The sequence below is a fragment of the Pseudomonas sp. FSO-7 genome (assembly GCF_059579345.1).
Genome location: NZ_CM184193.1, coordinates 5,511,170 through 5,524,066 on the forward strand (window position 1 = coordinate 5,511,170; position 12,897 = coordinate 5,524,066).

At 61.8% G+C, this 12,897-nt stretch carries 14 protein-coding genes; 7 read left to right on the plus strand and 7 right to left on the minus strand.

Features of this window, described 5'->3' with window-relative positions; all coding sequences use genetic code 11:
* Positions 1–142 precede the first annotated feature (142 nt).
* The gene (locus AC515T_RS24070) at positions 143–901 is read right to left on the minus strand and encodes a Nif3-like dinuclear metal center hexameric protein (RefSeq protein WP_496530293.1); all 759 of its coding nucleotides are present in this window, start codon (positions 899–901) and stop codon (positions 143–145) included.
* A gap of 104 nt (positions 902–1,005) precedes the next feature.
* On the opposite strand from AC515T_RS24070, the gene algW reads away from it, so the two are divergent.
* From algW to AC515T_RS24085, 3 genes are all read left to right on the plus strand, one after another.
* Positions 1,006–2,166 carry a Do family serine endopeptidase AlgW gene (gene algW / locus AC515T_RS24075; protein ID WP_072344423.1) on the plus strand — a complete coding sequence of 387 codons (1,161 nt, stop codon included), beginning with the start codon at positions 1,006–1,008 and terminating at the stop codon, positions 2,164–2,166.
* A gap of 252 nt (positions 2,167–2,418) precedes the next feature.
* A complete protein-coding gene (locus AC515T_RS24080) occupies positions 2,419–4,524 on the plus strand; it encodes a TonB-dependent siderophore receptor (RefSeq protein WP_496530294.1) in 2,106 nt (701 codons plus the stop codon).
* 13 nt (positions 4,525–4,537) lie between these two features.
* Positions 4,538–5,257, plus strand: coding sequence for a DUF4198 domain-containing protein (locus AC515T_RS24085; RefSeq protein ID WP_496530295.1), 720 nt, complete (start codon positions 4,538–4,540; stop codon positions 5,255–5,257).
* 295 nt (positions 5,258–5,552) lie between these two features.
* Here AC515T_RS24085 and AC515T_RS24090 read toward each other — a convergent pair whose 3' ends face one another.
* From AC515T_RS24090 to AC515T_RS24100, 3 genes are read right to left on the minus strand one after another with little or no spacing between them, the layout of a single operon-like run.
* The gene (locus AC515T_RS24090; RefSeq protein ID WP_072409381.1) at positions 5,553–6,176 is read right to left on the minus strand and encodes an SOS response-associated peptidase; all 624 of its coding nucleotides are present in this window, start codon (positions 6,174–6,176) and stop codon (positions 5,553–5,555) included.
* 39 nt (positions 6,177–6,215) lie between these two features.
* A complete protein-coding gene (locus tag AC515T_RS24095; RefSeq protein WP_092202539.1) occupies positions 6,216–6,476 on the minus strand; it encodes a putative signal transducing protein in 261 nt (86 codons plus the stop codon).
* A gap of 10 nt (positions 6,477–6,486) precedes the next feature.
* Positions 6,487–6,669: a CPXCG motif-containing cysteine-rich protein gene (locus tag AC515T_RS24100; protein ID WP_122567091.1), complete on the minus strand. Its 183-nt coding sequence runs from the start codon at positions 6,667–6,669 to the stop codon at positions 6,487–6,489.
* Positions 6,670–6,808: 139 nt separating this feature from the next.
* Here AC515T_RS24100 and AC515T_RS24105 point away from each other — a divergent pair, with 139 nt between their 5' ends.
* Positions 6,809–7,975, plus strand: a complete 1,167-nt coding sequence (locus tag AC515T_RS24105; protein WP_496530296.1) for a 1-acyl-sn-glycerol-3-phosphate acyltransferase — start codon at positions 6,809–6,811, stop codon at positions 7,973–7,975.
* Between the two features lie 246 nt (positions 7,976–8,221).
* Here the strand turns inward: AC515T_RS24105 and AC515T_RS24110 are convergent, their stop codons facing one another.
* Complete coding sequence (locus tag AC515T_RS24110) at positions 8,222–8,503, minus strand: hypothetical protein (RefSeq protein ID WP_496530297.1); 282 nt, start codon at positions 8,501–8,503, stop codon at positions 8,222–8,224.
* 406 nt (positions 8,504–8,909) lie between these two features.
* Between AC515T_RS24110 and AC515T_RS24115 the strand changes: the two genes are divergently transcribed.
* Positions 8,910–9,116, plus strand: a complete 207-nt coding sequence (locus AC515T_RS24115; RefSeq protein ID WP_058544127.1) for a hypothetical protein — start codon at positions 8,910–8,912, stop codon at positions 9,114–9,116.
* 71 nt (positions 9,117–9,187) lie between these two features.
* On the opposite strand, the gene AC515T_RS24120 is transcribed toward AC515T_RS24115, so the two are convergent.
* Positions 9,188–9,772 (minus strand): YajG family lipoprotein, encoded by a 585-nt coding sequence (locus AC515T_RS24120; protein WP_003205489.1) that lies wholly within the window; start codon positions 9,770–9,772, stop codon positions 9,188–9,190.
* A gap of 205 nt (positions 9,773–9,977) precedes the next feature.
* On the opposite strand from AC515T_RS24120, the gene AC515T_RS24125 reads away from it, so the two are divergent.
* Together AC515T_RS24125 and mqo are read left to right on the plus strand one after the other, a co-directional pair.
* Positions 9,978–10,211 carry a hypothetical protein gene (locus tag AC515T_RS24125; protein ID WP_072344449.1) on the plus strand — a complete coding sequence of 78 codons (234 nt, stop codon included), beginning with the start codon at positions 9,978–9,980 and terminating at the stop codon, positions 10,209–10,211.
* Between the two features lie 738 nt (positions 10,212–10,949).
* Positions 10,950–12,458, plus strand: a complete 1,509-nt coding sequence (gene mqo / locus AC515T_RS24130) for a malate dehydrogenase (quinone) (RefSeq protein WP_496530298.1) — start codon at positions 10,950–10,952, stop codon at positions 12,456–12,458.
* A 115-nt stretch (positions 12,459–12,573) separates the two neighbouring features.
* On the opposite strand, the gene AC515T_RS24135 is transcribed toward mqo, so the two are convergent.
* Positions 12,574–12,861 carry a PA4642 family protein gene (locus tag AC515T_RS24135; RefSeq protein WP_496530299.1) on the minus strand — a complete coding sequence of 96 codons (288 nt, stop codon included), beginning with the start codon at positions 12,859–12,861 and terminating at the stop codon, positions 12,574–12,576.
* Positions 12,862–12,897 lie beyond the last annotated feature (36 nt).

Here is a 12,897-nt window from a genome sequence, read left to right on the forward strand (position 1 = left end):
GAAACAGCATATGGATATGCCTGGTGGTTCGGGCCTTTTGTGGGAGCGAGCTTGCTCGCGATAGCAGTGTATCAGTCGGCATTGAAGTTGACTGACCCACCGCTATCGCGAGCAAGCTCGCTCCCACAGGGGTTACAAGCAGTCAGATGGGGTTCGGGCAATCGATGAAGATATGTTCCAGGGCAAAGCGTCGCGCCAGGTAGTCACCCAGTGCCTGGACGCCGTAGCGTTCGGTCGCATGATGGCCGGCGGCGATGAAGCTGATGCCGTTTTCCCGCGCGCTGTGGAACGTCTGCTCCGAGGCCTCGCCGCTGAGGTACAGGTCGACACCGGCCAGCACCGCCTGATCGATATACCCCTGGCCGCCGCCGGTGCACCAGCCAACCCGGCGGATCATCTGCTCGCCTTCGATCAGCAAGGGCTCGCGGCCCAGGGCTTCCTGGACCTTGCGCGCGAAATCCCGCGCCGTCATGGGTTCGGAGAGGGAGCCGACCAGGCCGACAACCTTGGGGTTGTCCGGGTCCAAGGGTCCCTCGACGGTGATGTCCAACTGCCGGGCCAACTGCACGTTATTGCCCACCTCGGGGTGCAGGTCCAGGGGCAAGTGGTAAGCCAGCAGGCTGATGTCATGCTTGAGCAACGTCTTGAGACGACGCTGTTTCATGCCGGTGATACAAGGGTTCTCGCCCTTCCAGAAATAACCGTGATGCACCAGCACCAGGTCGGCCTCGGCCTCGACGGCGGCATCGAGCAGCGCCTGGCTGGCGGTGACACCACTGACGATGCGCATCACCTGGGGCGCGCCTTCGACCTGCAGGCCGTTGGGGCAATAATCGGCAATCCGGCTGCTTGCCAGGTAACGGTCCGCTTCTTCAACCAGGGTGTTCAGGGCTACGGCCATGAAAAGACTCCTAAATATCCCGTTCAGAGGCGCGCGCGGCCTCGTATAATGCGCGACATTATGGGCGGTCTCATACCGCCTGCAACCTTTGTAGGACGTGCTTAATGCTCAAGGCGCTGCGTTTTTCCGGCTGGCCGCTGTTGGCCGGCGTGCTTGTCGCTCTACTGATTATCCAGCGCTACCCGGAATGGGTCGGCCTGCCGAGCCTCGACGTCAACCTGCAGCAAGCGCCGCAAACCAAGGCGGTTCAGCAGGGCCCGGTGTCCTATGCCGACGCCGTGACCACCGCCGCGCCGGCCGTGGTGAACCTGTACACCACCAAGGTCATCAACAAACCCAGCCATCCGCTGTTCGAAGACCCGCAATTCCGGCGCTTCTTTGGCGACAACTCGCCCAAGCAGAAGCGCATGGAGTCGAGCCTGGGCTCGGGCGTGATCATGAGCCCGGAAGGCTACATCCTGACCAACAACCACGTCACCAGCGGTGCCGACCAGATCGTGGTGGCCCTCAAGGACGGCCGCGAGACCCTGGCCCGGGTGATCGGCAGCGACCCGGAAACCGACCTCGCAGTGCTGAAGATCGACCTCAAGAACCTGCCGGCCATCACCATCGGCCGCTCCGACAGCATCCGCATCGGCGACGTCGCCCTGGCCATCGGCAACCCGTTCGGCGTTGGCCAGACCGTAACCATGGGCATCATCAGCGCCACCGGGCGCAATCAGTTGGGCCTGAACAACTACGAGGATTTCATCCAGACCGACGCCGCGATCAACCCCGGCAACTCCGGTGGCGCGCTGGTGGATGCCAACGGCAACCTCACCGGGATCAACACGGCGATCTTCTCCAAGTCCGGCGGCAGCCAGGGCATCGGTTTCGCCATTCCGGTGAAGCTGGCGATGGAGGTGATGAAGTCGATCATCGAACACGGCCAGGTGATCCGCGGTTGGCTGGGGATTGAAGTCCAGCCGCTGACCCAGGAACTGGCGGAGTCCTTCGGCTTGTCCGGGCGGCCCGGCATCGTGGTGGCGGGAATTTTCCGCGACGGCCCGGCGCAGAAGGCCGGCCTGCAACTGGGCGATGTGATCCTGAGCATCGATGGCGAACCGGCCGGCGATGGCCGTCGCTCGATGAACCAGGTGGCGCGGATCAAGCCCACCGACAAGGTGACGATCCAGGTCATGCGCAACGGCAAGGAACTCAAGCTCACCGCTGAAATCGGCCTGCGCCCACCGCCGGCGCCGGTGGTGCTCAAGGAAGAGCAGTAAGCCGTAACAGCCCCCATCCCCGTGGCGAGGGAGCTTGCTCCCGCTGGGCTGCACAGCAGCCCTGAACCTGCCACCGCAAAAACCCAGACTGATCGCATCAATCCTGTTGGGGCTGCTTCGCAGCCCAGCGGGAGCAAGCTCCCTCGCCACGAAAACAGCGTCTGGCGCTACTTTTTCTGAAAATCAGGAATAGCATAAATTCTCATCAGTAGTGTTATATTGTTTCAATACTAAAAATTGGAACAACATAACATGTCATCCCTGAAACGGATTTCCGTTGCCAGCCTCGCCTTGGGCCTGCTCGGCGATCCCTCCTACGCCGAAGAAAGCCAACCCGTGGAACTGGACGCCATCAGCGTCACCTCCGAGTACGAATCGCCCACCGGCCCTGTGATGGGCTATCGCGCCACCCGCTCTGCCAGTGCCACCAAAACCGACACGGCCCTGCGCGACATCCCGCAATCGATCAGCGTGATTCCCGCCAGCGTGCTCAAGGACCTGGGCAGCACCAGCGTCGAGCGGGCATTGGAATATGCCGGCGGCGTGTCGAAGCAGAACAACTTCGGTGGCCTGACGCTCTACGAATACAGCGTGCGCGGCTTCACGACCTCGGAGTTCTACAAGGACGGTTTCAGCGCCAACCGCGGTTATCCGAGCACGCCGGACGCGGCGAACATCGAACGCATCGAAGTGCTCAAGGGCCCGGCCGCCAGCCTGTATGGCCGGGGCGATCCCGGCGGTACGGTGAACATCGTCACCAAGAAACCGCAACCGCAAGCCTTCACCACCCTGCAGACCAGCGCCGGCAGTTGGGACCGCTACCGCACCGCACTGGACGTCAACACGCCCCTGGACGCCGAAGGCCAGCTGCTGTCGCGGGTCAACCTGGCGGTCGAGGACAACCACAGCTTTCGCGATCACGTCGACAGCAAGCGCGTCTTCGTCGCGCCTTCCCTCAGTTGGCAGTTGAACCCCGACACGCGGTTGCTGGTGGAAAGCGAAATCGTGCGCCACAGCTCGACGTTCGACCGTGGCATCGTCGCCCCGAACAATCGCTGGAGCGGCGTTTCCCGCTCGACCTTTTTGGGCGAACCCAACGACGGCGACATCGACAATCACAACAACATGCTCCAGGCCGCCCTCGAACATCAGCTCAACGACACCTGGCAATTGCGCCTGGCCAGTCACTACAAACAAGGTGAACTCTGGGGCTTCGCCTCCGAAGCGCGTCCACTGAACGCCGACGACCACACGGTGAATCGCCGCTATCGCGAGCGCGACAACAATTGGCACGACAGCATCACCCAGCTGGAATTGCGCGGCCTGTTCGACCTCGGCCCGTGGCAGCACGAACTGCTGATCGGCAGCGAATACGAGGACTACCGCAAGAACGAGCGCGTCACCACCATCGGTGGCAGCACCTACCCCATCGACATCTATCAGCCGATCTACGGCCAGCCGAAACCCAATGGTGCTCGGACCGGCACGGACTTCTTCGAGCATGTGCAAAGCCGCGCGCTGAACCTGCAGGACCAGATCGTCTTCACCGACAAGCTGCGGGGCATGCTCGGCGTGCGTTATGAGCATTTCGAGCAGAGCATCGACGACCACACCCGCAGTAAAACCAGCCGCCAGCGCCACGACACCCTGACGCAGCGGGCCGGCCTGCTGTATCAACTGGCACCCGAAGTCGGGCTGTTCGCCAACACGTCCACCTCGTTCAAGCCCAACAACGGCCTGGATGCCAGCGGCAAGACGTTCGACCCCGAGGAAGGGGTCGGCTATGAAGCGGGGATCAAGAGCGAGTTGTTCGACGATCGCCTGAGCACCACTCTGGCGGCGTTCCATATAGAGAAGGAAAACGTCCTGAGCCCGGTCGCCGGAACCGACTTCAGTCGCGCCATCGGCAAGGCCCGCAGCCAGGGCATCGACCTGCAGGTGACCGGGCAGGTGACCGACGCCGTGCGCGTGATCGGCGCCTATGCCTACATTGATGCCGAAGTGACCCAGGGTGACCGGGAAAATCCCACCGGCAGCCGGATCCTCGGCGTCGCCAAACACAGCGGCAGCGTGCTGGGGGTCTACGAATTCCAGGACGGGCACCTGCGCGGTTCGGATGTCGGCGCGGCGTTCACGTACGTCGGCGATCGCTCAGGCGAAGCCGGCAAGGATTTCGAACTGCCGGCCTACCACACCGTGGACCTGCTGGCCCACTACAAGGCCAGCGACGACGTCACCGTGGGCCTGAACCTGAACAACGTCTTCGACGAAAAATACTACGAGCGCGCCTACAGCAACTACTGGGTCACCCCCGGCGAGCCGCGCAACTTCACCGTCAGTCTTACCCTCGCACTGTAAAAGGAAAATCGGCATGAAACACCCCAAGACCTTCGCCCTGCTCGGCCTGCTCCTGGCCACACAGGCCTCGGCCCATGGCCTGTGGACCGAACAGCGTCGCGGCAACATCGAAGTGATCTACGGCCACGGCGCCGAAGACAATGCCTTCAAGGCGCAGAAAGTCAGCGGTGCCTGGGCCTATGACCTGGGCGGCAAGATGATCCCGGTCACCGTAGAGCGCCTGCCGGACCACGCTCGTCTGCAACCGCTCAAGCCGCCGGCCGTGCTGGCGGTGGCCCTGGACAATGGCATGTGGTCCCAGACGGCGGACAAGAAGTGGATCAACGAAGGCCGCAGCAAAGTGCCCGGGGCGATCGAGTCGACCCACACATTCAAATACAGCCTGGCGATCTATGAGCCGGGTGCGAAACTGCCGGCGCTTGCACCGATCAAGTTCGTGATCCTGCCGGAAGTCGACCCGCTGACCGTAGGCCCGGGCCAGTCATTGCCGGTGCGGGTACTGCTGGATGGCAAACCGGCGGTCGGTGTGAAACTGGTGGGCGACTACCGCAGCGCGCCGGACACCGTCTCGACGGAAACCGACGCAGAAGGCCGGGCCAAGGTACTGGTGCGCAACGAGGGCTTGAATGTGATCGCGGCGCAGATGGAAATGGCCCTCAAGGACAACAAGGACGTGGCCACCCGCGGCGTATTCACCTCGCTGACCTTCCTGGGCGAACCGCACCACGAGTAACCCCCAAACCTAATGTGGGAGCGAGGTTGACTGACACGACGCCATCGCGAGCAAGCTCGCTCCCACAGGGAATAGCGGTGAACACATTTTTTGTAAACACCGGTAGCCTATTGTGGGAGCGGGCTTGCTCGCGAAAGCGGTGGGTCAGCTTGCATGAATGTTGGATGTCACGCCCCTTTCGCGAGCAAGCCCGCTCCCACAGGGGATGGCGGGTGTACGGAAGATTTGAATACACCTGCCGCCCATTGTGGGAGCGAGCTTGCTCGCGATGAGGCCAGCACAATCGCCGCAAAACTCAAGCCGGCGTCAAGCACTCCGGCCCATTGAGCTTCGGATCATTGACCATGTTGGCCAATACCCGCTCGCGCAGTGGTGCCGGCTCGCTTGCCAGCAGCCCTTGCAAGGCATGCAGCGGTGTCTGCGGGTCGAGCCACAGGCGCTGGCCTTCTTCGTCCAGGATCAACGGTCGACGCTGACCCGCCGCCGGCTGGGTGATGACCGCCGTGCTCAACCACACCTGCTCCTGCACCGGGTACGCTTCCCAGATCGCGGCAAAAAACAACGATGAACCCTCCCCCGGCGTCAGCCAGTACGGACGCTTGCGCGTACCGCCGCGCCATTCATAAAAACCGTTGGCCGGCAGCAGGCAGCGGCGCAGGCGCAAGGCCTCGCGGAACATCGGTTGCTCGGCCACGGTTTCGGCCCGGGCATGGGCCGGGGTGCGGGACAGGTCGGTCAACCACGGCGGCGTCAGGCCCCAGCGCGCCCGGGCCAGTTCGCGCTGGCCCTCGGCGCCGGCCCGCAGTATCAGCACCGAATCGTTGGGCGAAATATTCCACTGGGCCTTCTGATCGGCGGGAAAACCGGGCAGGGCCGCAAAGGTGGGGTTCCAGCGAAACAGGGCATAACGTCCACACATGGGGCAACACGACTCTTGATCGAACGAACGGCCGTCAGCCTAACAGACCAGCGTGCCGGGGTAGCTGTCCGGTTCATCGCCAGGCAGCGGCAGCGCGGCATTGTACGCGGCGATCAGCTCACGGGCGTATTGCGCCTGCTCGTCCTCCACCGCCAGCCCCAGCAGGCCCTGCATGGGCAACTCCCCCGCGCCGCCCAGCAGATCGCGCCCCACCAGATGCGCCGTGATGCCTTCGCTGGCAAGCATGCCCTGCAATAATTCACCTTCCATCAGGTTTTCCAGCTCGTAGATTCGCTGCATGGGCGCCCCATCATTCGTTTTCGCTGAAGACTTCGAGGTGCCACTCCTCGCCATGGACCTGCAGCACAAAGGTGATCGGCCGACAGCACACCTGACAGTCCTCGATGTAGGTCTGGTCGCCGCCGGACAAATCCACGGATGTCTCTACTTCCTCCCCACAATAGGGACAATCATAACGAGCGTTTTCCAGCATCGCGGTCTCCCAGGTGACTTGTGCGTATAATCGCCGGTCTATTTGCAGGGCTATTTTCGTCTGGCTTATCTTCCAGGCCGTGCCCCGTCGTTTTTTCGATCGAACCTTTACTTACCCTAGCCGTTTCCAACAAGAGAGCATGATGGGCGAATTCGATGCCATCCGACCTTACGACGACAGCGAAGTCCCAGCGGTGCTGGCACGGCTGCTCGGCGACAAGGCGTTTCTAGATATCCTCACCCACTTCCGCTTCCCACGCCTGGCCGGCGCCTTCGGCTGGATGCTCAAACCCCTTATAGCGCAAAGATTGCGCCGTGAGTTCGCCGGTGTGACGTCGGTCGCCACCTTGCAGGACAAAGTGGAGTTCTACGTCGACCACACCATCGAGCGCGCCACCGATGGCGTGACCTACACCGGGGTGGAGCAATTCAAGTCCGGCAGCGCGTACCTGTTCATCGCCAACCACCGCGATATCGTGATGGACCCGGCCTTCGTCAACTACGCCGTGTACCACGCCGGCCTGCCGACGCCACGCATCGCCATTGGCGACAACCTGCTGCAAAAGCCCTTTGTCAGCGACCTGATGCGCCTGAACAAGAGTTTCATCGTGCACCGCTCCATCACCGGGCGGCGGGAAAAAATGGCGGCGTACCAGTTGCTGTCGGCGTACATCAACCACTCGATCCGCAACGACTGCGCCTCGATCTGGATCGCCCAGGCCGAAGGGCGGGCCAAGGACGGTGACGACCGGACCGAATCGGCGATCCTCAAGATGTTCCACATGAGTCGCAAGGACGAGCCGTTCGGCGAGGTGATCCAGTCGTTGAACCTCACACCGGTGTCGATCAGCTACGAATACGACCCGTGCGACCAGGCAAAAGCCCGCGAGCTTTACATCCGCGCCACTACCGGCACCTACACGAAGGCGCCGGGCGAGGACGACGTGAGCATCGCCAAGGGCATCACCGGCTACAAGGGTCGGGTCCACGTGAACTTTGCCGCGCCCATCACCGAACTGTTCGAAGACACCAAGCAATTGGCCCTGGAAATGGACCGGCAGATTCTCGGCGGCTACCGCCTGTTCCCGGTGCACTACCTGGCTTACGCCCAATGGGCCGACGCCGATCCGCAGTTGCAGGTTCCGACGGCGGCCGAGGTGTTTGGTACCGATGAGCTGGCCAAGGCCCAGGAAGAATGGCAGCGCCGGCTGGACGCTTGCCCGCCGGAACACCGGCCGTTCCTGGTGCTGCAATATGCGACGCCGGTGCGTAATCAGTATCGGGTCAAGGCGGGGTTGGCGCTTTAAAGCCACGCTTGCGAGAGCCTGATGTGGCTTCTGTGGCGAGGGAGCTTGCTCCCGCTCGATTGCGCAGCAATCGCAAAACAGGCTTGCGGTTGAGTCAGAGCGCTGGGTTGACCGTTCGAGGGGGCTGCTTCGCAGCCCAGCGGGAGCAAGCTCCCTCGCCACAAAAGCAATTTTGCCTGGCAATCCTCATTTGCCCTGCAAGCACTTTTGCCTGGCAATCCTCGATTGCCCAGCAAGGCTACCTCATCAGAACTGCGTACTGATCCACGACACCAGCAACGCCAGCGCCAGGCAGCCAAAGCCGAACCGGTAGAAAAACCGGTTCATGCGCTGGGTGGCCAGGTCCAGCAGTGCTTCGAAACGTTCCTCGCCCTTGCCATTGCGTGCTTGCAGGCAGGCCCGCGCCCGTTGTTCGCGGCGGCGCGTCGCATGTAGCACCCAGCCGCCGGGACAGGCAAACAGCAGCGCGAGCAGGTTGATCAGTTTGGCCGGGTGAGCGGCGAACAACGAAAACAGATGCAGCGACATCACGAACCTCAAGCGAAAAACGGCCAGGACAGACATGCCCATGGCCTACGAACAGGGCGCGGATTCTACCGAAAGCCTGACGCCCTGCGCCGTTTTTTCCGACCAGTAACGATCCCGCCGCCGCACTGTAATGCTATTCACTTAAGGCTTGTGTGGGTCATTGTGGCGAGGGAGCTTGCTCCCGCTGGGCTGCGCGGCAGCCCCAAAACAGGGCCGCTTCGCGCCCCAGCGGGAGCAAGCTCCCTCGCCACAGGATTTTCGCCAGGGGTTCGGGCCGCGTGTGTTTTGTTCGGCTGGCCTGGTCATTACAGGATCGGCAACCAAGCCTTGGGTTAATTTCCCCCGTCACGGTTTCGTCATCTGACTAGGCCACTCTGTCGCCCTTCAAACCCGTACGGAACCCGTCATGCTGCACGCCGAAAACCAGGATCGCCTCTATCTCATCAGCCCCAGCGACGAACAACAGAACCTCGTCGACAGCCTGTCCTTCAATGTGCAGGACCGCCATTGGCTGGTGTACTGCGCCCTCGGCGGCCATCCACATGCCGACCTGCCGGAGACAGACCTGCTGACCGGGATCAGCGTGCTGGAGTTTTATTCCCAGGCAGCCTGAAAATCTCACCCATAAAAAACCCCTGTGGGAGCGAGCTTGCTCGCTCCCACAGGGGATACAGGGCTTAACGCTTACTCAGCCAGCACCTGGCCAATAGTCGGGTCCTTGAACAGCCGGGTCAGGGCATCGCTCAACACGTCGCTGACCAGCTTGGTGTTGGTGTCCTGGTTAGGTGCCATGCCGAAGCGCTGGTCCAGGGACGCCCCGTAACGACCGCTGTAGCGGCGGTTGGCGTTCTGCACATCGGAACGGAAGGTCGCGCCGATGGTGGCTTCGGTCACGTACATGCCTTCCTTGGGCGACTGATACTTGAGCTCGGCCAGGGTCACGGTCAGTTGCGGTGCATTCAAGGCATTGGCGGTCGGCGTGAAGCCCAGCAAACGCACCGCGGCTTCAGCCTGGGCCTGCAGCTTGGGCAGGATCTGCGCGCCCTGCACCGTGATCACGCTGGTTTCCGGATACAGCCCGCCACGGGTGCCGAGCGTCGGCGACGGACGACCGTCCACAACCCGCACCACCACCGGCTGGCCACGCCCCACAGGCGCCAGTTGGGCATTGAGCTTGGGCTCCGGGTTAAGTTGTTGCGGGCTGTGGGCGCAGCCGACGAGGGTCAGACTGGTCACAGCGATCAAACCGAACAACAGGCGTTGCAACATGCTCTTCTCTCCAGAATCGGGCACAAACAGGCCGGCAGTATAGCGGTGCGCCATCGCGGTGAACTAGCGCCTTACGATGAATACTGAAATGTCTGACACGGACCGTGATTGCCGGTTCCTGTCACTCCATTGTCACGGTCCTTACACCGGCATGTCATGGCCCGCTGTCAGGCTTGCCCCAAGCTCCCTGACCCGGTATTCGCTCATGCGCTTCCTCATTTCCCTGTTCACCCCGCGTCCCCATCACCGCAGCTTCGCCCTGCTCGATCGCAACGGCCGTTGCCAGGCCTTCAAGCAGTGCAGCTTGCAACCCATGGGCGAAGGCTGGGTGGAAATCGAAGAGATCCGTCTCAACTGGCTGCACCAGCCATTGCCCGCCAGCGCCCGCGTGCAACCGCTTCCTGCCCGCGCACGCAACCGGCAACTGTTGACCATCTGACCGGACGGCTAATAAAAGTCATTAAACACGACCATTTCCCTGCGTTTCTTCGATACAATCTCCCCCCGATTATAAGGACGTCTCCTGATCGGGCCTCGCAACACCGCTAATGCGCTGGTATTGGCACCCCGCACCGCCCACAGAGAGCCGCCCACACAGATCGAGTGAAGCTGGCGCGCTTGCTGTTCCTCCAGGCAAATCACCACTTTTCGCGAATCTGCAGAGCTGTCATTACGCTCGGTCACTGAGCTGTCTGCCCGTTTTGCCTGTCATGTACTGCATGGGGGCAACCAAACCGGGCGCGGTGCCAGGCTGGGACAGCCCTTTTTTGAGGTTCACGTCTTCAAAAGAGCGTGAAAAAACGGGTTTTCACAACTTCACGAGAGTGTGGCGAGCAAATGAAGAGTTTTGCGTCTGAACAAGCACCATTAGCGTCTGAAACAGCCCAACGACACAGGACCGGATATCGCTCAAGAACCGGCGCCTGAAGCCTGTCCGCTACGGATTTGGTTGCACGAACGGATGTCTCGGCCATAAGTCGAATTGCCCGCCCGGCGCTTAAATGAGTTCATGTGACTCTTGAGGCCAGGCTGCATGCATCCGCAGTAGGTGCGAAAAATTGCGAAGATTCGGACATGGCGATCCTGGCCATGGATAACTGGGGCGCAACTGACCTGCCCCGCCACTCCTGGCCGCTATGCCGACAATTTGGTGCTGCAGATTTTGGAGACGCGTTAAATGGCGCATAACGAAGCAGTCGATGTAGTTCTGGTAGGGGCCGGCATCATGAGTGCCACCCTGGCCGTACTGCTCAAGGAGCTCGACCCCGCGATCTCGCTGGAAGTCGTCGAGCTGATGGATTCCGGTGCCGCGGAGAGTTCCAACCCGTGGAACAACGCCGGCACCGGCCACGCCGGGCTGTGTGAGCTCAACTACACACCCCAGGCGGCCGACGGCACGGTCGACATCAAGAAAGCCGTGCACATCAACACCCAGTTCGAAGTGTCGAAGCAGTTCTGGACGTACCTGACCAAAAAGGGCACGTTCGGCTCCTCCAAGTCCTTCATCGCCCCGGTGCCACACCTGAGTTTCGTCCAGGGTGAGAAAGGCGTGTCGTTCCTGAAGGCGCGCTTCGAGCTGATGCGCCAGCATCACGCCTTCGCCGACATGGAATACACCGAAGACAAAGGCCAGATGGCCGAGTGGATGCCATTGATGATGCCTGGCCGGCCGGACGATGAAGTCATCGCCGCCACCCGCGTCATGAACGGTACCGACGTCAACTTCGGCGCCCTGACCAACCAGTTGCTCAAGCACTTGACCAGCGCTCCGGACACCCAGGTCAAATACTGCAAGCGCGTCACCGGCCTCAAGCGCAACGGCAGCGGCTGGACCGTGAGCATCAAGGACGTCAATTCCGGCAGCACCCGCGACGTCGACGCCAAGTTCGTGTTCCTGGGTGCCGGCGGCGCGGCCTTGCCGCTGCTGCAAGCCTCGGGCATCGAGGAAAGCAAGGGCTTCGGCGGCTTCCCGGTCAGCGGCCAGTGGCTGCGTTGCGACAACCCGGAAGTGGTCAAGCACCACCAGGCCAAGGTCTACAGCCAGGCCGCGGTGGGGTCGCCGCCCATGTCGGTGCCGCACCTGGACACCCGCGTGGTCGATGGCAAGAAGTCCCTGCTGTTCGGGCCATACGCCGGCTTCACCACCAAGTTCCTCAAGCACGGTTCGCTCATGGACCTGCCGCTGTCGGTACGCGCCGGCAACATCGGCCCGATGCTGGCCGTGGCCCGGGACAACATGGACCTGACCAAGTACCTGATCAGCGAAGTGATGCAGTCCATGGAGCAGCGCCTGGAATCCCTGCGTCGCTTCTACCCCGAGGCGAAAGCCGAAGACTGGCGCCTGGAAGTGGCCGGCCAACGGGTGCAGATCATCAAGAAAGACCCGAAGAAAGGTGGCGTCCTGCAGTTCGGCACCGAACTGGTGGCCGCCAAGGACGGCACCCTCGCCGCCCTGCTCGGCGCATCGCCGGGTGCTTCGGTGACCGTATCGATCATGCTGGAACTGATCGAGCGCTGCTTCCCGGACAAGGCCAAGGGCGAGTGGGCCGCCAAGCTCGCAGAGATCTTCCCGGCCCGGGAAAAAGTGTTGGAAACCGACGCGGCGCTGTATCGCAAGATCAACGCGCAGAACAACATTGCGTTGGAGTTGGTTGAAGAAAGCAGCGAGACCCAAAGCTACGCTTGATTGCACCGCATAAAAAAACGCCCCGTCCTCCCTGAGAGCGGGGCGTTTTTTATGGGTGACGCTTTCGTGGCGAGGGACTTGCTCCCGCTGGCCCGCGAAGCAGACCCAGGATCAATCAGCCACGCGCCTTCTCGATCAATTCGATGTATTCCTCGGCATTACGCTGGTCCTGGATCAGTGCAACGAAATCGTTGCCGTGCTCATCCTTGCCGTTGAGGTCATGGCCGGCCTCGACGAAGAACGTCAAGAAGCGCTCGAAGTCGTCGACCCGCAGGCCACGGTAGGCCTTGATCAGTTTGTGCAACGACGGCGAAGTGGCATCGACCGGTTCGAAATTGAGGAACAGCTTGATCTGCTCATCGCCAATCTCGTCGCCAATCACTTGTTTCTTGTCTTTACGCATTGCCGGCTCCAGCTCGCACAGTTCACGGGGGCGGGC